At 68.3% G+C, this 25,583-nt stretch carries 23 protein-coding genes; 9 read left to right on the plus strand and 14 right to left on the minus strand.

The annotated features are described in order from the left end of the window. Positions 1-20: 20 nt before the first annotated feature. The 7 genes from N8I71_RS09585 (at position 21) to N8I71_RS09615 (ending at position 6,646) form a co-directional block, all read left to right on the plus strand. Positions 21-815, plus strand: coding sequence for an ABC transporter ATP-binding protein (locus N8I71_RS09585; protein ID WP_262877753.1), 795 nt, complete (start codon positions 21-23; stop codon positions 813-815). Then, positions 812-1,675 carry an ABC transporter permease gene (locus N8I71_RS09590; RefSeq protein ID WP_262877754.1) on the plus strand — a complete coding sequence of 288 codons (864 nt, stop codon included), beginning with the start codon at positions 812-814 and terminating at the stop codon, positions 1,673-1,675. The genes N8I71_RS09585 and N8I71_RS09590 overlap by 4 nt, the downstream gene beginning before the upstream one ends. Next, on the plus strand, positions 1,672-2,955 hold the full coding sequence (locus N8I71_RS09595; protein ID WP_262877755.1) for a cytosine deaminase: 1,284 nt from the start codon (positions 1,672-1,674) through the stop codon (positions 2,953-2,955). The genes N8I71_RS09590 and N8I71_RS09595 overlap by 4 nt, the downstream gene beginning before the upstream one ends. 10 nt (positions 2,956-2,965) lie before the next feature. Then, positions 2,966-4,381, plus strand: coding sequence for an FAD-binding oxidoreductase (locus tag N8I71_RS09600; protein WP_262877756.1), 1,416 nt, complete (start codon positions 2,966-2,968; stop codon positions 4,379-4,381). A 127-nt stretch (positions 4,382-4,508) separates the two neighbouring features. Beyond that, the gene (locus N8I71_RS09605) at positions 4,509-5,090 is read left to right on the plus strand and encodes an NAD(P)H-dependent oxidoreductase (RefSeq protein WP_262877757.1); all 582 of its coding nucleotides are present in this window, start codon (positions 4,509-4,511) and stop codon (positions 5,088-5,090) included. Between the two features lie 3 nt (positions 5,091-5,093). Then, positions 5,094-5,726 carry an NAD(P)H-dependent oxidoreductase gene (locus tag N8I71_RS09610; protein WP_262877758.1) on the plus strand — a complete coding sequence of 211 codons (633 nt, stop codon included), beginning with the start codon at positions 5,094-5,096 and terminating at the stop codon, positions 5,724-5,726. Further along, the gene (locus N8I71_RS09615) at positions 5,723-6,646 is read left to right on the plus strand and encodes an isopenicillin N synthase family dioxygenase (RefSeq protein WP_262877759.1); all 924 of its coding nucleotides are present in this window, start codon (positions 5,723-5,725) and stop codon (positions 6,644-6,646) included. Before N8I71_RS09610 ends, N8I71_RS09615 begins: the two co-directional genes overlap by 4 nt. 4 nt (positions 6,647-6,650) lie before the next feature. Here N8I71_RS09615 and N8I71_RS09620 read toward each other — a convergent pair whose 3' ends face one another. From N8I71_RS09620 to N8I71_RS09665, 10 genes are all read right to left on the minus strand, one after another. Continuing rightward, positions 6,651-8,558 (minus strand): beta-galactosidase, encoded by a 1,908-nt coding sequence (locus N8I71_RS09620; protein ID WP_262877760.1) that lies wholly within the window; start codon positions 8,556-8,558, stop codon positions 6,651-6,653. After that, positions 8,555-9,415 (minus strand): SMP-30/gluconolactonase/LRE family protein, encoded by an 861-nt coding sequence (locus N8I71_RS09625; RefSeq protein ID WP_262877761.1) that lies wholly within the window; start codon positions 9,413-9,415, stop codon positions 8,555-8,557. The genes N8I71_RS09620 and N8I71_RS09625 overlap by 4 nt, the downstream gene beginning before the upstream one ends. Then, positions 9,412-10,029: a 2-dehydro-3-deoxy-6-phosphogalactonate aldolase gene (locus N8I71_RS09630; protein WP_262877762.1), complete on the minus strand. Its 618-nt coding sequence runs from the start codon at positions 10,027-10,029 to the stop codon at positions 9,412-9,414. The genes N8I71_RS09625 and N8I71_RS09630 overlap by 4 nt, the downstream gene beginning before the upstream one ends. Further along, positions 10,026-10,943, minus strand: a complete 918-nt coding sequence (locus tag N8I71_RS09635) for a 2-dehydro-3-deoxygalactonokinase (RefSeq protein WP_262877763.1) — start codon at positions 10,941-10,943, stop codon at positions 10,026-10,028. Before N8I71_RS09635 ends, N8I71_RS09630 begins: the two co-directional genes overlap by 4 nt. After that, complete coding sequence (locus N8I71_RS09640; protein WP_262877764.1) at positions 10,940-11,710, minus strand: SDR family NAD(P)-dependent oxidoreductase; 771 nt, start codon at positions 11,708-11,710, stop codon at positions 10,940-10,942. The genes N8I71_RS09635 and N8I71_RS09640 overlap by 4 nt, the downstream gene beginning before the upstream one ends. Then, positions 11,707-13,047, minus strand: coding sequence for an alpha-glucosidase/alpha-galactosidase (gene melA / locus N8I71_RS09645; protein WP_262877765.1), 1,341 nt, complete (start codon positions 13,045-13,047; stop codon positions 11,707-11,709). Before melA ends, N8I71_RS09640 begins: the two co-directional genes overlap by 4 nt. Next, the gene (locus tag N8I71_RS09650; protein WP_262877766.1) at positions 13,044-13,892 is read right to left on the minus strand and encodes a carbohydrate ABC transporter permease; all 849 of its coding nucleotides are present in this window, start codon (positions 13,890-13,892) and stop codon (positions 13,044-13,046) included. The genes melA and N8I71_RS09650 overlap by 4 nt, the downstream gene beginning before the upstream one ends. Positions 13,893-13,937: 45 nt before the next feature. Then, positions 13,938-14,861, minus strand: coding sequence for a carbohydrate ABC transporter permease (locus N8I71_RS09655; protein WP_262877767.1), 924 nt, complete (start codon positions 14,859-14,861; stop codon positions 13,938-13,940). A gap of 3 nt (positions 14,862-14,864) precedes the next feature. Further along, complete coding sequence (locus tag N8I71_RS09660; RefSeq protein ID WP_262877768.1) at positions 14,865-15,755, minus strand: hypothetical protein; 891 nt, start codon at positions 15,753-15,755, stop codon at positions 14,865-14,867. A gap of 85 nt (positions 15,756-15,840) precedes the next feature. Beyond that, positions 15,841-17,097 (minus strand): ABC transporter substrate-binding protein, encoded by a 1,257-nt coding sequence (locus N8I71_RS09665; protein ID WP_262877769.1) that lies wholly within the window; start codon positions 17,095-17,097, stop codon positions 15,841-15,843. 131 nt (positions 17,098-17,228) lie between these two features. Between N8I71_RS09665 and N8I71_RS09670 the strand changes: the two genes are divergently transcribed. After that, the gene (locus N8I71_RS09670; RefSeq protein ID WP_262877770.1) at positions 17,229-18,050 is read left to right on the plus strand and encodes an IclR family transcriptional regulator; all 822 of its coding nucleotides are present in this window, start codon (positions 17,229-17,231) and stop codon (positions 18,048-18,050) included. A gap of 27 nt (positions 18,051-18,077) precedes the next feature. After that, positions 18,078-19,133, plus strand: coding sequence for an ABC transporter ATP-binding protein (locus N8I71_RS09675; RefSeq protein ID WP_262877771.1), 1,056 nt, complete (start codon positions 18,078-18,080; stop codon positions 19,131-19,133). Positions 19,134-19,217: 84 nt separating this feature from the next. On the opposite strand, the gene cueR is transcribed toward N8I71_RS09675, so the two are convergent. The 4 genes from cueR to N8I71_RS09695 are packed head-to-tail and all read right to left on the minus strand — an operon-like array spanning position 19,218 to position 25,304. Then, complete coding sequence (cueR, locus tag N8I71_RS09680) at positions 19,218-19,607, minus strand: Cu(I)-responsive transcriptional regulator (protein WP_262877772.1); 390 nt, start codon at positions 19,605-19,607, stop codon at positions 19,218-19,220. After that, the gene (locus N8I71_RS09685) at positions 19,604-22,045 is read right to left on the minus strand and encodes a heavy metal translocating P-type ATPase (protein WP_262877773.1); all 2,442 of its coding nucleotides are present in this window, start codon (positions 22,043-22,045) and stop codon (positions 19,604-19,606) included. Before N8I71_RS09685 ends, cueR begins: the two co-directional genes overlap by 4 nt. A 53-nt stretch (positions 22,046-22,098) precedes the next feature. Then, entirely contained in the window at positions 22,099-22,905 is an 807-nt protein-coding gene (locus N8I71_RS09690) for a sulfotransferase family protein (RefSeq protein WP_262877774.1), read from the minus strand. After that, a complete protein-coding gene (locus N8I71_RS09695) occupies positions 22,902-25,304 on the minus strand; it encodes a glycosyltransferase (protein ID WP_262877775.1) in 2,403 nt (800 codons plus the stop codon). The genes N8I71_RS09690 and N8I71_RS09695 overlap by 4 nt, the downstream gene beginning before the upstream one ends. Positions 25,305-25,583: the final 279 nt, after the last annotated feature.

The raw sequence follows: 25,583 nt of genomic DNA on the forward strand, positions 1-25,583 counted from the left end.
CGGACCTTTGCGGAGACATCATGGCCGTTCATCACCACGACACGCTGCCACTGGGGCAACGCCCGCCGCTGCTGAAGCTGCGCCATGTCGACAAGGTCTTTTCCGGCGACGTGGTCGCCCTGAAGGACATGAACCTGCAGGTGAACCAGGGCGATTTCATCTCGCTTCTGGGTCCCTCGGGCTGCGGCAAGTCCACGGCACTGCGGATCATCTCGGACCTGATGCACCCCACGCGCGGCCGCGTCGACTGGGAAGGCGGGCACGGTCGTGGCGATCTCGGCGTCGTGTTCCAGGAACCGACCCTGATGCCCTGGGCGACGGTTTCGCAGAACGTCTGGCTGCCGTTCCGCCTTGCCGGGAAAAGCTATGGCGAGGTGAAGGACGACGTGCTCGAGGTGCTGCGCCTCGTCGGCCTCGAGAAATTCCAGAATTCCTATCCACGCGAGTTGTCCGGCGGCATGAAGATGCGCGTTTCCATCGCGCGCGCCATCGTCACGAACCCGCGCCTGATCCTGATGGACGAACCCTTCGCCGCGCTGGACGAGATCACGCGGCACAAGCTCAACAACGACCTCCTGAAGCTGAAGGCTCAGATCGGCTGTACCGTGATCTTCGTGACCCATTCGGTCTTCGAGAGCGTGTTCCTCTCGGACCGGATCGTGGTGATGGCGGCGCGCCCCGGCCGGGTCCTGACCGAGCTCGAGGTCGACGCCCCCTATCCGCGCGGAGAGGAGTTCCGGACCTCCGCCGAATATGCCGCGCATGCGCGGCGCGCCTCCGAGGCGCTGAAGGAAGCCATGGGAGAACCGGCATGAGCCTCGCCGACGACCAGACCCTCGGTGCCGCCGCGGCGCGCGACGAGGACGAGATCCGCCGCGCCCGCGCCGCCCGGATCGAGAAGATTGCCAAGTGGGCGCTTCCCGTGGCGATCATGGCGCTGGCCATCATGGGCTGGGGCTGGATCGTCAGGGCGAACGAGATCCCGCACTACATCCTGCCGGGGCCGAACCTTGTCTGGGACAGCCTGGTGAACGACTGGGCGATCCTGATCGACGCGGCCTATCTTACGGGCTGGATCACGCTTCTTGCCTTGCTGCTCGCGGTCGTCGGCGGCGCCGGCCTTGCGATCCTGTTCAACCAGTCGAAGATGCTGGAACTCAGCTTCTACCCATACGCGGTGATCCTGCAGGTGACGCCGGTCGTCTCCATCGCGCCGCTGATCTTCATCTACGTGGACAGCAAGGTGGCGGGAATGCTGCTCTGCGCCTGGCTCGTGGCCTTTTTCCCGGTGCTGTCGTCCACGACGCTCGGCCTGAACTCCGTCGACCACAACCTGCGCGACCTTTTCCGTATCTACGGGGCGACGCGCTGGCAGAGGCTGCGGTTCCTGCAGCTTCCCTCGGCACTGCCGTACTTCCTCGGCGGCCTGAAGATCGCAGGCGGCCTCAGCCTCATCGGCGCGGTGGTGGCCGAGCTTGTCGCCGGCACCGGCGGCATCGGCTCGGGCCTCGCCTTCCGCATCCAGGAGGCGGGGTATCGCCTCAACATCGCACGGATGTTCGCGGCGCTGGCGCTGGTCGCGGCGATGGGCGTCTTCATCTTCGCGGCGCTCAGCTTCCTGTCGCACCTGCTGCTGAAGAACTGGCACGAAAGCGCGGTGGCGCGCGAGAAATGAGCGACTTCACCAAGCTGCCGCACGACACCGTCACCCTGGCCAACGTGACCATTCCCGCCTGCCTTCTGGGGCAGGAGGGCGACCTTCTGCGCACCGACATCGCCATATCGGGCGGCCGGATCGCCGAGGCCCGTGACATTGCGCTGTCCGTCGACATGGCCGGTGCCATGGTCTTTCCCGCCTTCGTCGACATGCATACGCATCTCGACAAGGGCCATATCTGGCCGCGGAGCCCGAACCCCGACGGGAGCTTCATGGGGGCGCTCACCACGGTGCGCGCCGACAGTTCCGCACGCTGGTCGGCCGAAGACCTGCGCCCCCGGATGGAGTTCTCGCTCCGCTGCGCGCTGGCCCATGGGACACGGGCAATCCGCACCCATCTCGACTCCATCGCGCCGCAGGACGGCATCACGTGGCCCGTCTTCCGGGAACTGCAGGAGGACTGGGCCGACCGGATCGACCTGCAGGCCGTATGCCTCATCGGGTGCGACAAGTGGACGGACGATGACGGGCCGTTCGGCCATACCGCCGATCTGGTGGCCGGGACACGCGGCGGCGTGCTGGGCATGGTCACCTACCCGATGGACGACCTGCGCGACCGTATCCGGGGTTTCTTCGCCCAGGCCGCGAAACGTGGTCTTGATGCCGACTTCCACGTGGACGAGACGATGGACGCCAGCGTCGAGACCCTGCGCGACATCGCCGAGCTGAAGATCGAGACGGGCTTTCCGGGCCGCGTCGTCGTGGGACACTGCTGTTCGCTTTCGGCGCAGGACGAGACGCGCGCGCTCGACACGCTCGACCTCGTGGCGAAGGCCGGGATCGACGTGGTCAGCCTGCCGATGTGCAACCTCTATCTCCAGGACCGGGCGGAGGGCGGGGCGCGGACCCCGCGGCGGCGCGGCATCACGCTGGTGCACGAGATGCGCGAACGGGGCATCGCCGTCAGCTTCGCCTCCGACAACACGCGCGATCCGTTCTACGCCTATGGCGACATGGACATGCTGGAGGTCATGCGCGAGGCGACGCGGATCGGGCATCTCGACCATTCACGGACCGACTGGGTGGAGAGCTTCCTGACGGCGCCCGCCGCGACCTGCGGCTTCGACGCGCCGTCGCTGGCGCCCGGCGCACCCGCCGACCTCGTGATCGTGAAAGCCCGGTCCTGGACCGAGCTTTTCGCCCGCCCGCAATCCGACCGCATCGTGCTGAGGGAAGGGGTTCAGATCGACCGAACCCTGCCCGATTACGCCGAGCTCGACCCCCTTATGACGACCTGACGAGGACCACATGCAGCCCAATGTTGCCGCCGCCAAGGCCGCCCTTGCCCATATCGAGCAGGACGAGAACCCCGCCACGATCCGCTCGAAGAGCCGCGATTTCTTCTGGTACTCGCCCGTCCTGAAGGACGCGATGGACCATCTCCAGGCCGATTTCGTGGTGAACCCGAAATCCGAGGAGGAGGTGGTCGAGGTTCTGCGCGCCTGCTACGCCCATGACGTCCCGGTCACGACGCGGGGCGCGGGGACGGGCAACTACGGCCAGGCCATGCCGATGCGCGGCGGCTGCGTCATGCACATGAAGAACATGGCCGAGGTGAAGGAGATCGCCCCCGGCCGCGTCGTCACCCAGCCCGGCATCGTCATCAAGGACCTCGACGCCCAGACCCGGGCCCATTCGGGCCAGGAATTGCGCATGATGCCCTCGACCTTCGCCACCGCCACGATCGGCGGCTTCGTCGCGGGCGGCTCGGGCGGGATCGGCTCGTGCACTTGGGGGGCGCTCCGGGACTTCGGCAACATCATCCGGCTGCGCGTCGTGACGATGGAGGAGGAGCCGAGGGTGCTCGACCTGACGGGGGACGAACTGCCCCGGGTCAGCCATGCTTTCGGAACGAACGGGATCATCACCGAGATCGAGATGCCGCTGGCGCCGGCCTACGACTGGACCGAGCTTCTCGTCGCCTTCGACGATTTCAAAGCGGCGGCGACCTACGCGCAGGACGTGGCGAACGAGGACGGCATCCTCATCAAGCTCGCCACCGTGATCGAGGCGCCGATCGGCAAGAGCTACTTCCAGCGCATCGCACCGCATCTCTCGGAGGGGACGCACCTCGTCATTCTCCTCGTCGCGCCGCATTCCTTCGAAGGGCTCAAGACCTTCATGAAGGCGCACGGGACGCAGGGCGACATCATCTACAACTCCGCCGACAACGACTGGCCCAAGACGCCGGGCGCGCTGGCGGAATACACGTGGAATCACACGACGCTGCGCGCTCTGAAGGTGGACCCGTCGGTCACCTACCTGCAGGTCCGCTACCGCTATCCCGACCACATGGAACTGGTCGAGAAGGTCCGCGCCGAGTTCGGGACCGAGGTCCTGCAGCACCTGGAGGTCATGCGCGAGAACGGCAAGGTGATGTTCGCGGGCCTGCCCATCGTGGCCTTTTCCACGCCCGAGCGGCTCGACGAGATCGTCGCGATCCACGAGGAGATGGGCTGCATGATCTTCAATCCGCATCGCTATACGCTGGAGGAAGGCGGGCGGCAGTCGACCGATGCGCGCCAGCTGAACTTCAAGCGCGAGGCGGATCCCAAGGGCCTGTTGAACCCCGGCAAGATGATCGCCTGGGACAAGCCCGATTTCGACTATTCGGCGATGTACGAATACCCGGGCATGACCCCGAAACCGGAGGCGGCCGAGTGAGCGGGCCCGCCGCCTGCCGCGGCGACAGGGTTTCCCTTCCGTCGCCGCGCAAGCGCGCCGAGCCGGGCGGGGGGCAAGCCCCCCGCACCCCCCGTGTGTATTTGGAGAAAGATGAAGGGGCCCGCCGGTGAAGCGGGCGCTGGTTCTGTTCGCCCATCCCTGCCCCGAGAGCTTTTCTGCGGCGCTGCACGGGACGGTGGTCGAGCGGTTGTCGGCCTCGGGCTGGGACGTGGACGACTGCGACCTCAACGCCGAAGGATTCAGCCCCGTCCTGACGGAAGCCGAGAGGCGCGGCTATCACGAGGAACCCGCCAATATCGGGCCCGTCGCGGATTACGTCGAGCGGCTGAGGGCCGCGGAGGCGCTGGTGATGGTCTTCCCCGTCTGGAACTTCGGTTATCCGGCGATCCTGAAGGGGTTTCTCGACCGGGTCTTTCTGCCCGGGGTCTCGTTCAAGCTGGTCGATGGCAAGGTGAAGCCGAACCTCACGCAGATTCGTCGCCTGGCGGCGGTCACGACCTATGGCGGCTCGCGGACCCGGGCGCTGCTGGTGGGGGACCCGCCGCGGAAATGCGTCACGCGGGCGGTCTGGCACGTGTGCCGGCCGGAGAAGATGAAGTATCTCGCGCTCTATGACATGAACCGGGCGACCGACGGAAAGCGCGCGGCGTTCCTGGAGAGGGTCGGACGGGAAATGGAGGCGTTCTGAGAGATGCGGGCGCTGGTCGTCTATTGCCATCCGCGGCGCGGCAGCTTCACCGAAGCGGTGCGCGACGTGGTCATGCGCAAGCTCGAAGCGGCGGGGGCGGAGGTCCGGCTTCGCGATCTCTATGCCGAAGGGTTCGACCCGGTCATGAGTGCGCGGGACCATGAGTTCTACGAGGACGAGGCGCAGAACCGCATGCCGGTCGCATCCCATTGCGCCGACATCGCCTGGTGCGACACGCTGATCTTCGTTTACCCGACCTGGTGGTACGGGCTGCCGGCGATGATCAAGGGCTGGCTCGACCGGGTGCTGGTGCCCGGCCTCGCCTTCCTGATGCCCGACGCACAGCACCCGGATATCCGGCCGGGTCTGACCCATGTCACGCGATTGGGCGTCTTCACCACTTGCGGCGCGAGTTTCTGGCTGACCCGTGTAATCGGCGCGCCGGGAAAGCGGACGCTTCTGCGCGGCGTGCGGCTTCTCTGCGCGAAACGCTGCCGGACGGTCTTCGCCGCGCATTACCTCATGGACAGTTCGACCGATGAGAGCCGGGCAAGGCACCTTGCCCGCGTCGCGGCGAAGATGGACAAGCTGACCGGGCCCCTGCCCCGATCGCTGGCGAAGGAGGCCACCGCATGATCCCGGTTCTCGATTTCACCCGCTTCTCCGAAGGCACCGACCGCGAGGGCTTCGTGGCCGATCTCGGCGCGGCGGCGCGGGGGCCGGGGTTCTTCTTGCTGAAGGGCCACGGCATCGACGAGGCCTTGCGCGCGGCGGTCTTTTCGCAGGCGGACCGGTTCTTTTCTCTGCCCATGGCGGAGAAGGAGGCGGTGTCGATCCTGAAGACGCCGCATTACCGCGGATGGGCGCATGACGGGCTGGAAAGCCTCGACGAGAATTCCGGGCAGAAGGATCGGAAGGAAAGCTTCAACATCGGGTTCGACCTGTCCCCCGGCGACCCGCGCGTCATCGCGGGGGAGCCGTTCCGGGGCGTGAACCAATGGCCGGATCTGCCCGGGTTCCGCGACACGATGCTGGCCTATTACGACGCCGCCCTCGATCTCGGCATCCGTCTGTCTCGGGCCATCGCGCTCGACCTTGGGCTGCCGGAGGATTACTTCGACTGCGCGTTCATCGAACCGCTCGCCGCGCTGCGCGTCCTGCACTACCCGCCAGGCACGGGCGCCGAGGGCGAGATCGGGGCGGGCGCGCATTCCGACTACGGGGTCGTGACACTGCTCATGACCGACGGCGAACCGGGGCTTCAGGTGAAACCGCGCGGCGGCGACTGGATGGATGTTCCCAGCGTGGAAGGGGCCTACGTGGTCAATATCGGCGACTGCCTGATGCGATGGACGAACGACATCTACGTCTCGACCCCGCATCGGGTGCTGCCTCCGAAACGTCAGCGGCGCTCGGTCGCGATGTTCGTGGAGGCGAACCCCGACGTCATGGTCGAGGCGCTGCCGGGAACGGGCGCCCCGAAGTACCCGGCCGTGCGGGCGGCGGATTACCTGATGAGCCGGCTCAACGCGACCTACAACGAAGAGGTCGGCTGAGCCGTCATCCTCCCTGCCAGGCTACCCCGGCGGGGGGCAGGACGAGGCCCTCGAAGCGCACCTCCTGGGGGCCGTGGTTGAAGACGAAGCGCGTGGCGCCCGATTGCCGGACGCGAATGTCGGGGGGGAGATCGGACGTTTCCACTCCCGCATCATCGCAGGCGCGGATCAGGAGGTGGCGCAGGAAATCCGGATCGGGCCATCCGCCGAGATAGGTCATGTGGCCCGAACGCATCGTCACGGGCCGCCCCTCGGCGTCGCGGTCGATGACCTCCGCCGTTCCTTCCAGTTCCTCGCGCCAGAGCGTGACGTGGCCGGCTCCCTCCATTGCGATGGGCATGTCGGGCCGGATCGTCTCGACCCGTGCCACGGTGACGTCGAGACCCGGCAGCGCGGGCGGAAGCGGCAAGGGGATGGCGAGCGCGGGCGTCTTGGCGTTCGTCCGGGGGCCGAGGAGGACCTGCGCCGGAGTGTCCGCCAGCGCGCGCTTGAGCGGATCCGACAGGGCGACAAGACCCGGGACGAGGACGAGGCGATACCCTCCGAGGTCGTCCGTGTCGGGCGGCAGGATATCGACGGAGAGCCCGAGTTTCCTGAGCCCGCGATACACCTCGAACACCAGCCGGAAGTAGTCGCATCCAAGTCCCTGGGGCTGCACCTGCCAGGCCCAGACGGAGGCATAGTCGAAGATCAGGGCGACGGGGGCCTGCGCCGTCTCGACCTCCGGCATCCCGGCGATTTCGCGGGCCACCTGCGCGGCTTCGGCGAAACCGGGCGCCTCGACGCTGTCGGGGCGGAGAAGGCCCGCGTGGTGTTGCTCCTGCCCGAAGGGCGCCTGCCGCCACCGGAAATAGCTGACGACCTCGGCGCCGTGTGCGAAGGCCTCCCATGTCCAGAAGCGGACCATGCCGGGAAGGGGCGCGGGGTTGTGGGGGGCCCAGTTCACCGGGCCCGGCTGCTGCTCCATCACCCACCAGCGGCCATGCCCCACGGCGCGGTAGAGGTCGTGATGGAAGGCCTGGAAATCGGGGTCGCCCTGTCTGGCATAGCGGCGTTTGTGCTCGGGCGGCTCCTCGAGCCGGTCCTCGAGAAAGCCCAGCGGATAGCTGTCCCAGGTGGCGATCTCCATCTGCCGGCCCAGTGCGAAATGGTCGAACTGGGTGATCCGGCCCATGTAGTTGTGGCTGATCGGGGCATCGGAGTGGCGACGGATGGCCTCGACCTGGGCCGCGTTCCAGCGCGCGACCTGGTCCGACGAGAAGCGGCGGAAGTCGAGCGCGTGGGAGGGGTTCGGCTCGGTCACGGTCAGGTTGGGCAGGTCCACCTGGTCGAAGCTGTCGTACTCCATCGACCAGAAGACGTTGCCCCAGGCGCGGTTCAGCGCCTCGGCGCTCTGGTACTTCCGGGCGAGCCAGTCGCGGAAAGCGGCGCGGGCGGCGGGCGAATAGCTGATGGTGGTGTCATGGCAGCCATATTCGTTGTCCGTCTGCCACGCGCCCAGCGCGGGGTGCCGGCCATAGCGTTTCGCCATCGCTTCGGCGATGCGCGCCGCCTCGGCGCGGTAGCCCTCGTGGCTGAAGCAGTAATGCCGGCGCGAGCCGAAGCCGCGCGGCCGCCCCTCGGCGTCATGGGCCAGCATGTCGGGGTGCCGGTCGAGCATCCAGCGCGGCGGCGTGGCGGTGGGTGTGCCGAGGACGATCTTCAGGCCCGCCTGACCCAGCACCTCGAAGGCGCGGTCCATCCAGCCCCAGTCATGGCGGCCCGGTTCCGGCTCAAGTCTGGACCAGGCGAATTCACCGATCCTGACCCAGGTGAGGCCGAGCTCGGCCATGCGGCGCGCGTCCTCGGGCCAGATGTCCTCGGGCCAGTGTTCGGGGTAATAGCAGGTGCCGAGCGCGCGCGTGAGGCTCACGGGATCACCCGATGTTCCACCTGTCCCCGCGCGCTTGTCGCGACCGACAGCGTCATGCCCGAGCGTGGCGCGCCATCCATCGCGTCCGACGGCATCCCCTGCCGGGCCGACGTGACGTGGAGTGTCGAGAGGTCCGGGCCACCGAAGGCGGGACAGGTCGGCTGCGGCACGTCGAGCGGGATTTCTTCCACGAGATCACCGGACGGCGCGTAGCAGGCCACGCGCGAACCGCCCCATTCCGCGCACCAGAACCGCCCGTCGGCATCGACCACGGCGCCATCCGGGTTGATGCCGCTTTCCCTGTGGTCGAGGAAGACCTCCCAATCGTCATCGGGCCATCCCTCGGGATCGAGCGCTATCCGCCAGACGACGTGAGCGGCGGTGTCGGCGAAAAAGGCGGTCCGGCCATCCGGCGTGAAACAGGTCGCATTCGGGATCGTGATCCCGTCGCGGAGTTGCACCACCTTCCCCCGAAAGTATCGGTAGAGCGCGCCGGCCCCCGTCTCGCCGTGCTTTCCCATCGTCCCGATCCAGAAGCCGCCGAAGGGGTCCGCGCGACCGTCGTTCGACCGCGTGGCGGGATTGCTGGCCTCCAGGTCCGCAAGACGCTCCGCGGCGCCGGTCACGAGATCGAAGCGGACGAGGTCCGTCTCGCTCGCGATCATCAGGGTGTCTCGGTCGATCCAGCCCGCCGCGCTAACGTGACGGTCGAAGCGCCACTCGCGCGGGCCGTCTTCGTCGCGCGTCATCAGGCGCTTGCCCATGATGTCGAACCAGAAGAGCTGCCCGCGTTCGGGGTGCCAAAGCGGCCCCTCGCCCAGGATGCAGGCGCGGTCGTCGAAGGTGTCGATGTTCATACGGCGATGCCCTTGGTCGCGTCGTCCCAGGCCGCAACGATCCGGCGGGCGCGCTTGCCCACCTCATCGGCGGTCATGCCCGGCTTGTAGAGCGCGGTGCCGATGCCGAAGCCGTCGGCGCCGGCCTCCAGCCACTCGCCGAAATTCTCCGGCCCGGCCCCGCCCACGGCGAAGACAGCCGCATCATGCGGCAGGACCGCCCGCATCGCCTTCAGGCCCGCGGGACCGATGAGCGTGGCGGGAAAAAGCTTCAGCCCGTCAGCCCCGGCCTTCAGCGCCGCGAAGGCCTCCGAGGGGGTGAAGACGCCCGGCCAGCTCTGCAGCAGCAGGCGCTTGGTCTCGATCACGACATCCTCGTCGAAGTTGGGCGAGACGATCAGCCGTCCGCCCGCATCCGCCACTTCGCGCACCTCGTCCGTGGCGGTAACGGTGCCCGCCCCGATCAACGCATGTTCGCCGAAATCGCGCGACATCGCCGCGATGCTTTCCAGCGGCTTGGGCGAGTTAAGCGGCACCTCGATCCTGTCGATGCCCGCAGAGATCAGCGCCTCGGTCACGGGGCTGGCCTCGGGCGGGGTGATCCCGCGAAGGATGGCGATGATCGGGCGGCTCATGTGATGGTCTCCCGCAGCGTGGCCCAGGCCCGCGCCAGGCCGAGGCGGGTGAGCGGATCGGCGTCGAGGCGGCGCGCGGACACACCCTGTGCCTCGAGCGCGCTGGCGTAAAGGTGCACGAGCGCGGGCGCACCCGCGACGGCGACCTCCTGGCCCAGCCAGTAGGGTCTTGCCCCGGCCAGTTCCGCGCCGATCAGGAACCCCGAAAGGCGCGCGCGCGCGGCCTCTGCCCCAAGGCCCGACAGCACGCTTTCGGCCCGGATCGTGAAGAGCCGCTGCGCAAGGCGCTCGGGGCGCGAAAGGGTCTCGGAAACGGCCTCGGCGAAGGCGCCCTCGTCAATCGACTTCGCGCCGACCGAATGGCGCAGAACGGAGTGTTCGGACAGAAGTTCGAACATCTCCCCGGTCATGAAGGACTGGAAGCTCACGACCTCCTCGGCGCTGATCCGAACCCATTTCGTATGGGTGCCGGGCAGGCACAGGACGCCGTCGAAGCCGGGCGACTGCGCGAGGAACCCCGCGATCTGTGTCTCTTCCCCGCGCATCACGTCGGCGGGGCTGGCCTGGCTGAGGCCGGGCAGGATCGACACACGGATGCGGGGGTCGCGCGTGGCCACGGTCACGGGCGGCAGTTCGGCGGGCCTGGCCGGCACGCTCGCATAGGGCGCTTCGGCCCAGCCCTGGCGCGAGCCGACCATGCCGCAGGCCAGAACAGGCACAGTCCCCGACCCGAGCCATGGCTCGATCAGGCGCAGAAGCGCGGGCTCGAACCCGTCGCGGCCGAGCGTGCCCATGCCGTCGTCCGACACGGCCTCGGCCCGGAGCGTCCCGTCCTCGCCCATGGCCCAGACGCGCAGATGGGTGGTGCCCCAGTCGACCGCGATCCAGTCGGCATATGTCGCCCGCGCGCTCATCCCGTCACGACCACCCCGCCGTCGATCACCAGAGCCTGCCCGGTCATCATGCGGCTGGCCGCCGAGGCGAGAAACAGCGTGCCGCCAGTGATGTCGGACGGCTTGAGATGCTCCTTCAGGCACATCTTCTCCATGTGCGCGGCGAGGTCCTCGGGGCTGGCCCACATCTCGAGCTGCTTGTCGGTCAGGACCCAGCCCGGCATGAGGGCGTTGACGCGAATGTTGTCGGGCCCGAATTCCCGCGCGAGGCTCCGGGTCATGGCGGTGATGCCGCCGTTCGCCGTGGTGTAGGACGGGTAGCCCGCGTTTCCCATCATGTAGGAGATCGAGGAGAAGTTCACGATCGACCCGCCCCCCGCCGCCCGCATGCCGGCGACGACGGCCTGGCACGCGAAGAAATAGGCCTTCAGGTTGATCGCCTGCGACCAGTCCCAGAAATCCTCGGTCACCTCCTCGGTCTTGTGGCGCTTGTCGTTGGCGGCGTTGTTCACCAGCACCGTCGACGGACCGTGGGCCTGCGCCGCCTTGCCGATGGCGTCCTGCAGCGCTGGGATATCGGTGATGTCGCAGGGAAGGAACAAGGGCCGGTTGCCGGTGAGGTCGGCCATCTCCTCGACGAAAAGCGATGCGTCCGAGCGCTGCACGAAGGCGACCTTCGCGCCCTGCCGCAGGAACGCCTCGGTCAGCGAGGCGCCGATGCCCGAGCCGCCGCCGGTGATGAAGACCGAGGCGCCGGAGAGGTCGGGGAAAACGGGGTCGTGGCTCATGCCGCCTTCCTCACCCGGGCGAAGGCGGGCAGCATGTCGCCATGGGCTGCCAGCAGGTCCGTCACGAGGCTTCGGATCTGGCGCAGGTCAAGCTCGGCGGCGGTGTGCGGGTCCATGTAGGCGGCATGGTAGATATGATCGACGTTCTCGTCGACCAACGCGCGCACCACCAGCTCCTGCACGTTCACCTGGGACCGCATCAGGGCGATCAGCTGCGGCGGGATGTCGTTCACCGTGGTCGGCTGGCAGCCGTTGGCATCGACGAGGGTCGGTGTCTCCACCGCGGCGCCCAGGGGCAATTGCGGCATCTGCCCCCGGTTGGGAAGGTTCGCATAGGCGACGTAGGGCGTGTCGGTCACGATGGCGTTCATCATCTCGGCGGCGAATTCGTGGGACTTCTTCACGTCGATCCCGGCCGCGGCCTTGAGCGACTTGGCCTGCTCGGCCCAGCCCTTGGCCTGCTCGACGCAGCGGAGCGGGTATTCATCCAGCGGGATGCGGAATTCCTCCAAAAGATCCTCGCGGCCGTCCTTGATGAACCACGGAACATACTCCGCCAGGTGCTCGGAGCTTTCGGTGCAGAAATGGCCGAGGTGGTCCATCACCTCGTAGCGCACCTTGTTCCAGCAGCGCGGCATCAGGAGCGGGGGCTTGGGCAGCCGGCCGGAGCGATACCCGTCGCGAAGCGCCGGATAGAGGTCGCGGCCTTCATGCTCCAGCCTCAGGAAGAAGGCGACATGGTTCACGCCCGCGACGCGGTAACGGATTTCGTGGGCGGGAAGGTCGAGGTCGTGGGCGATCTCCTCGACCGTGTTCTGCACCGAATGGCAGAGGCCCGCCTGTTTCAGATGCGGAAAGCGCTCGGCCAGCGCCCAGGTGTTGATCGCCATGGGGTTCACGTATTGCAGGAGCGTGGCGTCGGGGCAGAGGCGCGCCATGTCCTCGGCCACGGCCCAGAGATGCGGGACTGTGCGAAGCCCCCGCATGATCCCGCCCACGCCCAGCGTGTCGGCGATGGTCTGGCGCAGGCCGTATTGCCTGGGGATGTCGAAGTCGATCACGGTCGAGGGGCGGTAGCCGCCGATCTGGAAGGCGGTCACCACGAAATCCGCCCCGTCCAGCGCACGCGCGCGGTCGGTCGTCGCCGTCACGGTCGCGCCGGTGCCCAAGGTGGAGATCATCTTCTCCGCGACCATGCGGCTTTCGTCGAGCCGCACCGGGTCGATGTCCATGAGCGAGATCTCGGCGTCCTTGAGCGCCTCGAAATGCAGCATGTCTCCGACGATGTTCTTCATGAAGATCGTCGATCCCGCGCCGATGAAGGCGAGTTTCGTCATTTGACGGCTCCGAGTGTGAGGCCAGCGATGAAGTGGCGCTGCATCAGGAAGAACATGGCGACCGGCGGGATCGCCGCGACGATGCTGCCCGCGCTCATCAGGTGATACTGCGCCACGAATTGCGAGTTGAAGGACGTGATCCCCGCCGTCACCGGTTGCGCGTTCGGCCCCTGCGTCAGGACGATGGCCCAGAAATAGTCGTTCCAGATGAAGGTGAAGATCAGGACGCTGAGCGCCGCGATGGCGGGACGCATCAAGGGCAGGACGACGTACCAGAAGATCCGCCACTCCGCGACGCCTTCGACCCGCGCCGCCTCGATCAGTTCGTAGGGCAGCGCGCGGATGAAGTTGCGCATGAAGAGCGTGCAGAACCCGGTCTGGAACGCGATGTGGAAGAGGACGAGGCCGAGCTTGGTGTCATAAAGACCGATGTTCACCGTCAGGTCGCGCACGGGCACCATGAGGATCTGGAACGGCACGAAGTTGCCCGCGATGAACATGAAGAAGATCAGCAGGTTGCCCCGGAAGCGGTAGACCCCCAGCGCGAAGCCCGTCATGCACGACAGCGCCACCGCCCCGATCACCGTCGGCACCGTGATGAGGACCGAGTTCCACAGGTAGCGCGGCATGTCGCTTTCGAAGAAGACGCGGCCGTAGTTGTTGAAGAACTCGAAGCTCGACGGCACGCCCCAGTAGTTGCCCGCCCCGAAGTCCGAGAAAGGCCGGATCGAGAAGAGCATCACCGCGATGAGCGGCAGGAGCCACATGATGAGCGCGAGCGGCAGGAGTGTCTGGTAGGTCACCTGCGCGGCGCGCGAGCGCTTTTCGATGGGGGTCGGGAACATGTCAGACAGCCTCCCCTTGCCGCGCGGTGGTCGTCGGAACCCGGATCATCGCCGCGCCTCCCGTTCGTCCTGCCACATCTGCCACAGGAAATAGCCGATGAAGACCAGCATGATGAGGAACAGCACCACCGCGATGGCCGAGCCATATCCCATGCGGAACCCGAATTCCGAAAGCGCCTTCTCGAACATGTAGAAGCTGAGCACGCGCGTCGATCCGAAGGGTCCGCCATTGGTCATGATCGAGATGAGATCGAAGCTGCGCAGCGCGCCGATGATCGTGACGACGAAGGCGATGAAGGTCGCGGGCTTCAGTTGCGGCAGGATCACGTACCACAGCATCTTCCACCCCTTCGCGCCATCGAGACGCCCGGCCTCCACCTGTTCGGGGTCCACGGCGTTCAGACCGGTGAGGTAGAGGATCATGCAATAGGCCGTCTGCGGCCAGAGGCCCGCGGCGATGATCCCGTAGGTGGCGAGATCGGGATCGCCCAGCACGTTCACCGTCTCCATCCCGAAGAACGTGAGAACCCCGTTGAGCAGCCCCTCGCGCGGCAGGTAGAACCACGAGAAGACCAGGCCGACGACAACCTGGCTGAGCACGAAGGGGAAAAAGAACATCGACTTGTAGAGCCGGATGCCCGTCACCGTCTGGTTCAGGAACAGCGCGATGAACAGCCCCAGGGGAATGGCCAGAAGGTACAGGACCAGCCACTTCACGTTGTTCCAGAGCGAGATCTCGAAGTTCCGGTCGGTCAGCAACTCCTCGTAGTTGGCGAGACCGATGTAGGTCGCCTCGCCCAGGCCGTCCCAGCGGTAGAAACTGATGTTGAAGGACTGGAAGATCGGGATGATGACGTAGACCGCGAAGAACAGCATGCCCGGCAGCAGGAAGAGGATCGGCGTCACCGTCATGCGGTTTCGCTGCATCCAGGTCGGTCCGTCGCGCGGGTCGAGCGTGGTCGTCGCCATGTCTCAGGCCTCCTCCATCACGGGCATACCGTCGCCCAGAACCGCCGCATAGTCGCCGAACCGCACATCGAGCGCGTCGTCGATGATCCGGGCGGCGCCCGTCTCGGCCGCCGCGCGTTCGCACGTGGCCCGCGCGGCGAGCAGCGCCGCGACCTCCTCGGGCTCATGTCCGTATCCGGCCAGCATCGCGCCGAGGTTCAGGGCGATCTCCGCCTCGCTCAGGCGCGCGTTGACGAGACCCGGAGGCGTCATGCGGTCCATCAGCATCCCGGCGTCATGTGTCGCCTCGCGCAGGACGGCTGCGCCCGGAAAACGCTCGGGCGCGTGGTAATCGTAGGCAACGACCCGGCCCGCGACGGCCTCCCGCAGCCGCCCGACATAACGCGGGTAGTCGAAGGTATAGAACCAGTTCCAGAACTGCGCGCCGCCGTTCAGCCGCCCGGTGAAATGCAGGCCGCCGGTGCGGCGGATCTCGAGGTAACCCTGCAGAGGATCGAGGTGGATCCCATGCTTCGTCAGCTCGGAAATGAGGGAGCGGAACACCTCCGACGGGCGGCGAAGGGCCGCGATCCAGACAATCTCGGTCACGCCGGCCGCGCGCGCGGCGGCCTCGATGGCCTGCGCCTTCTGCGGGACGTGCAGCACGTAGTCGAGCTCCTCGCTCGACAGCAGCGCGGTGCGCGCGCCCATGGTGCGCGCCTCCGCGATATAGTCGTCGATCGCCCCGGTCTCGCCGCGCAGAAGCGCCCAGGCGGTTTCGTGGTGGGCGGGATACCCCTGATGCACGCGCCAGTGGACGCCGGCCTCGGCCAGAAGGCCCGCGTTGTCGCGGCAGAGCGTCTGCACCGCCGTGCTTGCGGTCTTGTGCAGGCCGATGTGAAGAACGAGGCGCATGGGATCGCGGTATCCGGTCAGGGTGTGGAAACCGTGAACCCCGCCCGGGAACGGATCCCGGGCGAGGCGGTCCGGCAAGGGCCGGTTACTGGTAGATACGCTGACGCGCGGCCTCGAGACGCTCGAGGATGTCGTCGAGGTTGTCGGGGAAGACCATGAATTCCTGCAGGCCTTCCATGCCGATCGACGCCATCTCCGCCGGCCAGTCGCGGTCGAAGAACTGGGCGATGCCGCCCTGTGCGTTCTGGCTCAGCATCTCGAAGCCCTGCTGGATGAACTCGTCATCCGCCACGCTCGCGTTCGCGTTCACCGGCAGCTGGCCAAGGCCCTCGGGCCCGTTGATCGCCGTCTGCACATCGGCCGAGGTGACATAGGCCAGGAAGGCGCGGGCCGCATCGACGTTCTGCGCGCCGGAGGCGACGTGGAACGTGTCGGTCGGCGCATCCTCGCCCTGCGGCAGGCCGGGGGTGATGATCGGGAACTGGTAGAAGTCGAGCTGATCGTCGGTCAGTCCGCCGTTGCGGAGCTGGTCGACGGCGAAGTTCCCCATCAGGTAGGCGGTTGCCTCACCATTGATCATGAAGGGCAGCGCCTCCTGCCAGCTGTAGGTCTGGTGGTCCTCGATGAAGGCCCCCATGTCGATCAGCTGACGCCAGTTGGCGAAGGTCGCGCGAACGCGGTCATCGGTCCACGGCACTTCGCCGCGCGCCAGCTCCATGTGGAAGTCGAAGCCATTGGTCCGCATGTTGAGGTAGTCGAACCAGCCGCCGGCGGTCCACAGGAACTTGGTCCCGATCGTGTAGCAGGCGCGGCCCGAATCGACGATCACCTGGCAGTTCGCGATTTCCTCTTCCCAGGTCGCGGGCTCGGAAAGCCCAAGCTCGTTGAAGATGTCTTCGCGGTAGTAAACGCCCCACTGGTAGTAGGTGTAGGGAACGCCCCACTGGCGGCCGTCCTGGGTCATCGCGCCGCGCACCGATTCGAGGCCCTCGTAATCCCCGGCTTCCCACCAGTCGGTGATGTCCATGAAGAGGCCCGCATCGATATAGGGGCCCATCCGGTTGGCGGCGTACCAGTTCACCACGTCGGGCGGATTGGCCGACAGGGCGTTGCGGATCTGGGTCTTCCAGGCCTCGCGGTCGACGATCGTCAGCTCGACCGTGAGGTCTGGATGCAGCGCGTCGAAATCGGCGGCGAGACCCTCCATCACGGCGCGGGGGCCGGGGTTAGACATGTCGGAGATGATGCGCAGCGTGCCCGAAAGCTCCTGGGCGAAGGCCGCGCCGCACAGCATGGTGGTGGCGGCCAGCGCCGCGGCGCCGGTCTTGAAGATGGATCGCATGGTGTCCTCCCTGGTGATCCGGTTCACAATGTTAGTTTCATTATTTGAAACTTGGTTTCTTATGTTGAAATCCTACGCCAACTCAGCCTAGCCTTGTCAACAGCATTTCCGCATCGGGGAGTCGGGACGCCGTGGCGTCGGAGAGAGATCACAAGCCGGAAGCACCCGGAGACGGGCCCGGAGAAGGGACGGTCGGCAAGGCGCTGGCCGTGCTCGACGACATCGCAGCGCGCGGCCGCCCCGTCCGCTTCGCCGAATTGCTCGAGACCAGCCCGTTTCCCAAGGCCACGCTCTACCGGTTCGTGCAGGTCCTGACGCGGCAGGGCATGCTCAGCTACGACCCCGAGCGGCAGACCTACGCGCCGGGCCTGCGCCTCGTGCGGCTGGCGCATGCGGCCTGGCAGGCCTCGTCGCTCGCCCCCATCGCGCGGCCGCATCTCGACCGGCTCAGCCGCGCCACGGGAGAGACCGTTCACCTCGCGCAGCTCGACGCGGGCCAGGTTCTCTACGTCGACAAGCGCAACGCGCGGGAACCCGTGGCGATGTATTCGCAGGCCGGCAAGGTCGGCCCCGCCTATTGCACGGGTGTCGGAAAGGCGATGCTGGCGTATCTGCCCGAAGCCGAGCTTGCGCCTGTCCTGCAACGGCAGGCCTGGCATCCCTTCACGCCGAAGACGATCACCGATGCCGCATCGATGCGGGCCGAGCTTGCCGCCATCCGCGCGCGCGGCCACGCCTTCGACGACGAGGAGCACGAACCGGGCATCATCTGCATCGCGGTGCCGATCCTGACCCGCGCCGGTCGCGTGCTGGGCGCGCTCTCGGTGACGTCGACCACGGCACGCACCAGCCTGGAGGGGCTGACCGAGCATCTGCCGGAAATCCGGCGCGCCGTGGAGGCGATCGGAGACGAGGCGCAGGACTGGCGGTTTCCCGACCAGGCCGCGGAATAACGGAAACAGGCAAGGGAGGGGAGGCCCATGTCGGGGCTGGAGCTCAAGAACGTCATCAAGCGCTACGGCGCCACACAGGTGATCCACGGGGTGGACCTGGACATCGAGCATGGCGAGTTCTGCGTGTTCGTGGGGCCATCTGGATGCGGAAAATCGACGCTTCTGCGGATGGTTGCGGGGCTTGAGGAAACCTCGGAGGGCCACATTTCCATCGGCGGGCGCGACGTGACGCGGCTCGACCCGGCGGAACGGGGCGTGGCCATGGTGTTCCAGACCTACGCGCTCTATCCGCACATGACGGTGGCCGAGAACATGGGCTTCGGCCTGAAGATGACCGGGCACCCGAAGGCCGAGATCGAGGCCAAGGTGGCCGAGGCGAGCCGGGTCCTGAAGCTCGACGATTACCTCGCGCGCAAGCCCAAGGCCCTTTCGGGCGGGCAGCGGCAGCGCGTGGCCATCGGGCGGGCCATCGTGCGGGGGCCGGAGGTCTTTCTTTTCGACGAACCGCTGTCGAACCTCGATGCGGAATTGCGCGTGGAGATGCGGGTGGAGATCGCGCGTCTGCACCAGGAAATCGGGGCGACGATGATCTACGTCACCCACGACCAGGTCGAGGCGATGACGTTGGCCGACAAGATCGTCGTGCTGCGCGCGGGCCGGATCGAGCAGGTCGGCCGCCCCCTCGACCTCTACAACGATCCCGACAACCGCTTCGTCGCAGGCTTCATCGGCAGCCCGGCGATGAACTTCTTCGAAGGCCGCGCCTCGGGCGGCACGATCACGATCGACGGGCTTGGCGGGGTTCAGGTCGCGGCGCCGTCCAGCCTCGGCGGCGACGGTCCGGTGACGGTCGGGCTGCGCCCGAACCACGTGCGGCTGGCGGATGGCGACAGCCATGTGGTCGAACTGTCCGAACAGCTCGGCGGGGTGAGCTATCATTATCTCACCGCTCCGGGAGGCGGACGGATGATCGTGGAGGCGCACGACCAGCAGGCCCCGCGGCCGGGCAGCCGCACCGGCCTCGCCTTCGACGCCTCGGATGCGCTGTTCTTCGACGCGAAGACGGAGGCGCGGCTGCGCTGAAGGACCGGGACCGCCGGGGCATCAAGCCCCGCCGGCCCCGGCGCGGGCCGCGCCTTGCGTATTTTCGGAAAGATGAAGGGGCGGTCAGCCCGGATCGGCGAGGTCGCGCAGGATCGGGCAGTCCGGACGATGGTCGCCCGCACAGCGATGGACGAGGTCCGAGAGCGTGGCGCGCATCTCGGACAGCTCGGCCATCTTCGCGTCGATCTCGGCCAGGTGCCTCTCCGCGACGGCCTTTACATCCGCCGAGGCGCGGTCCCGGTCCTCCCACAGCGCCAGCAGGCGACGGCAATCCTCGATCGAGAAGCCGAGCGACCGGGCCCGGCCGAGGAATGCGAGCTTGTGCACATGGGCGGGCGCGAACCTTCGGTAGCCGTTGGCATCCCGGTTCGGCGTGACGAGGCCGATATCCTCGTAGTACCGGATCGTCTTGGCCGGCAGGCCGGTGCGCTCGGAGACGTCGCCGATGTTCATGCAGCCCTCATCCGCTTGAGCCGCAGGGCATTGGCCACCACGAGCACGGAGCTTGCCGCCATGGCGCCGGCCGCGAGCATCGGGCTGAGGAAAGGGCCGCCGAAGACGGCGAGCGCGCCCGCCGCGACCGGGATGAGCGCGATGTTGTAGCCGAAGGCCCAGACGAGGTTCTCGGCGATGTTACGCAGCGTGCGGCGGCTGACCTCGCGCGCCGTGACGACGGCGGAGGGCGCGCCGGAGACGAGCACGACGTCGGCCGCCTCCATCGCGACATCCGTCCCGGAGCCGAGCGCGATGCCCACGTCGGCGGCCGCAAGAACGGGCGCGTCGTTGATGCCGTCGCCGACGAAGGCGACCTTTCGCCCCTGTTCTCTCCATGCGTCGAGAACGGCGCGCTTGCCCGCGGGCGAGAGGCCGGCGCGCGCCTCGGTGACGTCGAGGCGCGCCGCGACGGCGTCCACAGGTCCCTCGGCATCGCCCGAGAGGATCGCCACCGCGATACCCCGTTCCTTCAGCGCCGCGACGGCGCGGGCCGCATCGGCCTTGAGCGGATCGGACAGCGCGATGCGGCCGAGGTAGCGGCCCGACTGCCCGACGTGGACCACCGTCTCCGGGCCTTCGGGGGGTGCTGGGACCTCGATGCCCGCGGCCTGAAGATGCGCCGCGCTGCCGACGAGGAGCGTCTCGCTGCCCACGCGGGCGGTGATGCCGGCACCGGAAGTGTTCGCGAAGCCCCCGGTTTCGGGCAGCGCGAGGCCTCGTTCCTCGGCCGCGGCGACAATGGCGCGGGCGAGCGGGTGCTCGGACGACCGCTCACCGGCGGCGGCCAGCGACAGGAGATCCTCGGCCGAACCGCCATCGGCGGGGTGCAGGCCGGTCACCGCCGGCCGCCCCTCGGTGAGGGTCCCGGTCTTGTCGAACGCGACGAGATCCACGCGCGCCAGCGCCTGCAATGCGTCGCCCTGCCGGAACAGGACGCCGAGCTCGGCCGCCCGGCCGGTTCCGGCAAGGATCGAGACGGGCGTGGCGAGGCCCATCGCGCAGGGACAGGCGATGATGAGAACGGACACCGTGACGACCAGGGCCTGCGATGGGTCGGGCCCGAAGGCGAGCCACAGCGCGCCGGCGGCCAGCGCGATGGCCAGCACAACGGGGACGAAGATCATCGTCACCCTGTCGATCAGGGACTGCACCGGAAGGCGCGTCGCCTGCGCGTCCTCGACCATCGCGACGATGCGCGAGAGCACCGTGTCGGCGCCGACGGCCGTCGCGCGGTATACGAGCGTCCCGCCACCATTCACCGTGCCCGCGGTGACGCTGTCGCCCGCGGCCTTGGCCACGGGCAGGGGTTCCCCGGTCAGCATGGCTTCGTCGACGTGGCTTTCGCCGTCTTCGACCACACCGTCCACGGCGACGCGACCACCGGGCCGCAGGCGCAGGCGGTCGCCCGGCCTCACCTCGTCGAGTGCTACCTCGGCTTCACGGCCATCGGGGCCGATGCGAAGTGCCGTGTCGGGGCGCAGCGCCATGAGCCCGGCAATGGCCGCGCCCGCATGGCCCCTTGCGCGCGCCTCGAGCCATCGGCCGAGCAGGATCAGCGTGACGATCACCGCCGCGGCCTCGAAATAGACGTGGCGCCCGGTCTCCGGAACGAGGGCGGGGGCGAAGGTGACGAGGGTCGACCAGGCCCATGCTGCACCCGCGCCCAGAACCACGAGGCTGTTCATCTCGGGCGCGCGGCGCAGGAGCGCGGGCACACCGAGCCGGAAGAACACGGCGCCAGGACCGGCGAGGACCGCTGTCGTCAGGACGAACTGCGCGACGCGGAGCAGGGTCTCTCCAAAGGTCATGGCCAGCCAGTGGTGAAAGGCCGGGATCAGGTGACCGCCCATCTCGGCCACGAAGACCGGAAGCGTCAGGAGCAGGGACAGGATGAAGGCGCGACGGTAGGGCGCGGCCTCATCCTCGCGCGGCCTGGATGGCGCGGCAGCTTCCGTTTCCACGGGGTGCACGGGATAGCCCGCCTCGGCCATGTGGGCCTGGAGTCCGGCAAGGTCGACGCCGGTCTCGACACGCAGCTCGGCGCGGCGGGTGGCGAGATTGACTTGCGCCTCCTCGACGCCCGGCCAGGCGCGCAGGGCGGCCTCGGCGCGCGCCACGCAGCTGCCGCAGGTCAGGTGCTCGACCTCGAGCCTGAGGGGCGGCGCGGATTCATGCGGCGTCGCGGGGTAGCCCGCGGCCTCCATCGCGCGGCCGACCGCGGCGGGGTCGAAGCCCGGGCCGGGCAGGATGTCGCCGCGGCGCGTGGCGAAGTTCACCCGCGCCTCGGCCACGCCGGGGATTGCGGCCATGGCCGCCTGCGCGCGCGCGGCGCAGCCGCCGCAGCTGAGGTTGGCGATATCGTAGTGCAGACGGGTCGCCTGGAGCGTGTCGGGCATGGGAGCCTTCCTTCGGATGCCCACGACACATAAGGCTTCCGGTCACTGGAAGGTCAAGGGGTGGCACCTGCCCTTTCGACGCAGGCGGCGACATCGTAGCCATGACGGGCCGCAAGCGGGCCGCAGCGGGCCAGAACGACGGCGACGGCCTCCTCGTCGAGCGCCTCGCGCCAGAGGTTGCGCTCGGGGTGGGCATCGGTTCGCGCGTAAAGGCCCGGCGGCACCTCGATCCCGGCGAAACCGAGCAATCGCGCCATCTGCCCCGGCACGTCCGAAACGAGATCCTCGTAGCGCAGGTGCAGGATGCGGTCCGGCGCGGCGGCCTGCAGGGTCCCAGCGATCTGCACGGCTTCGCACCAGTAGTTGATCGCGCCATGCAGGTCCGGCACCGAGACCTGGCGACCAAGCAGCATGCTGGCCACGACGTTGAGCGGATTGCGCAGGATATGCACAAGGCGGGCGCCCGGAAACTCGGCCAGGATCAGCGCCGCGCCGTAGATGTTCTGCGGCGTCTTGTCGGCCCAATGGTATGGACCCGCGACACCCCTGGCGCGGGCGAAGGCGGCGACATAGCCGCGCTGAAGCTCGGCCTTGGACCGGGCCGTCGACAGCAAACGCGCGAAGACCTCCTCGGGGACGCCGTCGATTTCGCGGTGGCGGCGCAGGACATCGTTGCGGGTGTGCGGCGGCATGGAGGCGGGGGTACGGAAGGGTTCCGACCAGCGCAGGAAATGAGTCTCCTCGGGGCATAGGAGGCCGGGAACGCGGCGGAGAAGATCGCGCGTCAGCGTCGTGCCCGACCGGACGCACCCCACGAGGAACAGGGGGCGATCATCGGGGGCGAGAGGGTCCGCCCTCATGTCAGCGGCGCCGGGACAGGATGCGGCGATCCCGGGAGTGGAGCGGTTTCGCGCCCCGTCGGCGGCGGAAGCGCCGCATGGAGCCGCGCCGCGAGGTCGGCCTCCGGCACGTAGGGCACCTGGCGTCCGTTCGGGGCCGCCGCCACGGCCTCACCCTGGCCGCCGATGTCGAAGGCGAGGACCGGCAGACCGGTGGCCAGGGCCTCGTGCGTGGTGAACGAAAAGGTCTCGGGCCAGACCGACGGCACGATCCAGCTGCCGATCCCGTAGCGGCGGGCGAGGGCGGCGATCTCGTCCCGGCGATATCCGCCATGGAGTCGAACGCTCGCGGGCATCGGACAGGCCGCGTCGCAATTGCCGATGACCACGACAGGGCGGGGATCGCCCGCGCGGCGGAGCCTTTCGGCCAGCGCGGCGACCACGTCGGCGCCCTTCTGCGCGTTGAGGTTTCCGAGGATGCCAATGGCTCCGGTGGCGTCGGCAGGCGGGGTCACGCGACCGGGCGCGCCCGTGACCGCATGGGGCCGCAGTGCGATCCTTTCGGCATGGGACGGATAGGCGGCGGCGCAAAGCGCGGCCGAGGCCTGGGAAAAGACGGTGATCTCGTCGCATTCTGCAAGAAACGCCCCCCAGGCCGCACGCCAAGCGGCAAGGGACACGGGGGATCCGTCCGGCCGCCTTGCGGCATGAACCGGATCGGCGTCCCCGGTCGACACCGGCCCGCCGAAACGGCCGTTCGATCCCAGCAGACAATAGGACGGCGAGAGCGGGAAATAGTCGTGAAGCCGCGCAGCGAGGCGGTCGCCCCTGCCCGGACGGCGCAACGACAGCAGAAGGCGGGGCAGCGCGACGGGATCTGGGTCGCCCACGCCACAGGAATAGACGATCCGAAGCCGCGGCACCGGCGCGAGCAGGGCGCGGATGTCCCGGTCCCGCCCGGTATCGCCGGCGATCTGGCCCTGCGGCAGATGCACCTCCAGCCGGAAACGCCGCGCGCCGCCGACCCGCAGCACGAGCGCCGCCCCGACCCGGTCGAGATCGCGCGCGATCTCCGTGTCCAGCGCATCCTCCGCCCCGCCGCCCAGCGCGTGCGCGAGATAGAGCGGCAGCGGCCCCCGCGCGATGGCGCCGGCAAGCGCGACGGCCAGGGCCATGCGCGGCGTGCGCAGCGGATCGGCGGCGAAGAAGGCCTGCACTTCGGCATCGTGGCCGGGATGGCGCCGGGCGATCATCGCGTTCGCCGCCCGAACCCGCGCGGCCTTTTCCGCGCCGAAGCTCTGACCGCCGCGATGTTCCACGAACAGCGCGGGCTGGCAGACGTGGCGCGCGCCCAGCGCGGTCGTTCTGCGGCACCAGTCGACCTCCTCGCCGTAGCCCCGGCCGAACGCAGGATCGAGGCGCGGCACGCGAGCCAGCCAGCGCCGAGAAAGCGCCATGCAGAAACCGACGCCGGTGGGCGCGGACGGCAGTTCCCCGGGGCAGGCGAGGGCGCGGGCGACGCGGTCGGCGGCGTCGGCGGCGCCGGGGAGCAGGGAAACCGGCACCCCGGGGAGGGGCGCACCGAAGATCTCGGCGTCGTTCGACATCGGCGTGACGGAGGCGACGCGGGGATCGGACAGCGGCGCGAGCAGCCGGGGCGCCCACCCTTGGGGCACCAGCGCGTCGGAATTGAGCAGGACCACCGGACCCGGACACCCCTCCGCCGCCTCGAGGCCGAGGTTCACGGCCCCGACGAAACCGATGTTCCGATCGAGCGCGATCAGACGCGCCCGACCTTCCTGAACCGTGACCCAATCGAGGAGCCAGGGCCGGACCCGCGGGTCGGTCGACGCGTCGTCGATGACGATGACACGCCAGTCGCCGGCCGTGTGCCGGGCGACCCGGTCCAGCGCCTCCTTCAGCAGGTCGAAGGCGTCGTGCACCGGAATGACTAGGGTGAAGGGTACCTTGTGCTGCTCCATGCCGCCGATCCCGAACCAGCGAGGGTCGAGCAGAGGAACGGGAGGCACGCCATCAAGGCCGAGGGCGCGTTTGACCGCGGTTTTCGACGCGGCCTCCGGGCGGATCGCATGGCGCAGCAACGCGGGCGCGGCGCGGCAAAGGTCGCGCAGGAAGGCGCGGATCATCCGCCGGTGCGCGGCGGATGGCGGCGCGTCGGGGTGCGGGACAGCCACGCGCCGCCACCGTCCCGAGGGCGTCGCGACCTCGGCGCAAAGTCCACGGGCCTCCCGTGGCAGCGTCACCGCGAAGCCGGTGTTGCCGCCCTGCCCCAGCCGCCGGGCCACGTCGGCGCGCGGCTTGTCGGGCACCACGTCATGGACGCCGCCCCGCCACCTGAAGCGGAGCGGCACGAGCAGGGCCCAGCCTGTCACGTGCAGGCCATCAAGCGTCACCCTCACGCTCTCGACCTGGCCGGTTCGGCGAAAGCCGAGACGCGGCAGTGCGACGCCGCAAAGGCGCCCCGAATGGTGCGATGAATAGCGCAGGTACAGCGCGCGCAGACGGTTCAGCAGTGACCTGACCTCCGGCTGTGCCCATCGGGCACCTCCGGATCTGCGCCGGCCGTGCCCTCAGAGCAGGGATTTCAGGTAGTCGCCATAGGCGTTCTTGGTGAACAAACCGATACGATCGGCGAGGTCTTCGGCGGAAATCCAGCCCTGGCCATAGGCGATTTCCTC

Source organism: Roseicyclus sediminis (assembly GCF_025515305.1).
Taxonomy (GTDB): domain Bacteria; phylum Pseudomonadota; class Alphaproteobacteria; order Rhodobacterales; family Rhodobacteraceae; genus Roseibacterium; species Roseibacterium sediminis.

Excerpts from the sequence above, each read along its gene's own strand:
- N8I71_RS09585 (WP_262877753.1), top strand. The coding sequence starts at position 21 with ATGGCCGTTCATCACCACGACACGCTGCCACTGGGGCAACGCCCGCCG.
- N8I71_RS09590 (WP_262877754.1), top strand. The coding sequence starts at position 812 with ATGAGCCTCGCCGACGACCAGACCCTCGGTGCCGCCGCGGCGCGCGAC.
- N8I71_RS09595 (WP_262877755.1), top strand. The coding sequence starts at position 1,672 with ATGAGCGACTTCACCAAGCTGCCGCACGACACCGTCACCCTGGCCAAC.
- N8I71_RS09600 (WP_262877756.1), top strand. The coding sequence starts at position 2,966 with ATGCAGCCCAATGTTGCCGCCGCCAAGGCCGCCCTTGCCCATATCGAG.
- N8I71_RS09610 (WP_262877758.1), top strand. The coding sequence starts at position 5,094 with ATGCGGGCGCTGGTCGTCTATTGCCATCCGCGGCGCGGCAGCTTCACC.
- N8I71_RS09615 (WP_262877759.1), top strand. The coding sequence starts at position 5,723 with ATGATCCCGGTTCTCGATTTCACCCGCTTCTCCGAAGGCACCGACCGC.
- N8I71_RS09625 (WP_262877761.1), bottom strand. The coding sequence starts at position 9,415 with ATGAACATCGACACCTTCGACGACCGCGCCTGCATCCTGGGCGAGGGG.
- N8I71_RS09630 (WP_262877762.1), bottom strand. The coding sequence starts at position 10,029 with ATGAGCCGCCCGATCATCGCCATCCTTCGCGGGATCACCCCGCCCGAG.
- N8I71_RS09635 (WP_262877763.1), bottom strand. The coding sequence starts at position 10,943 with ATGAGCGCGCGGGCGACATATGCCGACTGGATCGCGGTCGACTGGGGC.
- N8I71_RS09640 (WP_262877764.1), bottom strand. The coding sequence starts at position 11,710 with ATGAGCCACGACCCCGTTTTCCCCGACCTCTCCGGCGCCTCGGTCTTC.
- melA (WP_262877765.1), bottom strand. The coding sequence starts at position 13,047 with ATGACGAAACTCGCCTTCATCGGCGCGGGATCGACGATCTTCATGAAG.
- N8I71_RS09650 (WP_262877766.1), bottom strand. The coding sequence starts at position 13,892 with ATGTTCCCGACCCCCATCGAAAAGCGCTCGCGCGCCGCGCAGGTGACC.
- N8I71_RS09655 (WP_262877767.1), bottom strand. The coding sequence starts at position 14,861 with ATGGCGACGACCACGCTCGACCCGCGCGACGGACCGACCTGGATGCAG.
- N8I71_RS09660 (WP_262877768.1), bottom strand. The coding sequence starts at position 15,755 with ATGCGCCTCGTTCTTCACATCGGCCTGCACAAGACCGCAAGCACGGCG.
- N8I71_RS09665 (WP_262877769.1), bottom strand. The coding sequence starts at position 17,097 with ATGCGATCCATCTTCAAGACCGGCGCCGCGGCGCTGGCCGCCACCACC.
- N8I71_RS09675 (WP_262877771.1), top strand. The coding sequence starts at position 18,078 with ATGTCGGGGCTGGAGCTCAAGAACGTCATCAAGCGCTACGGCGCCACA.
- cueR (WP_262877772.1), bottom strand. The coding sequence starts at position 19,607 with ATGAACATCGGCGACGTCTCCGAGCGCACCGGCCTGCCGGCCAAGACG.
- N8I71_RS09685 (WP_262877773.1), bottom strand. The coding sequence starts at position 22,045 with ATGCCCGACACGCTCCAGGCGACCCGTCTGCACTACGATATCGCCAAC.
- N8I71_RS09690 (WP_262877774.1), bottom strand. The coding sequence starts at position 22,905 with ATGAGGGCGGACCCTCTCGCCCCCGATGATCGCCCCCTGTTCCTCGTG.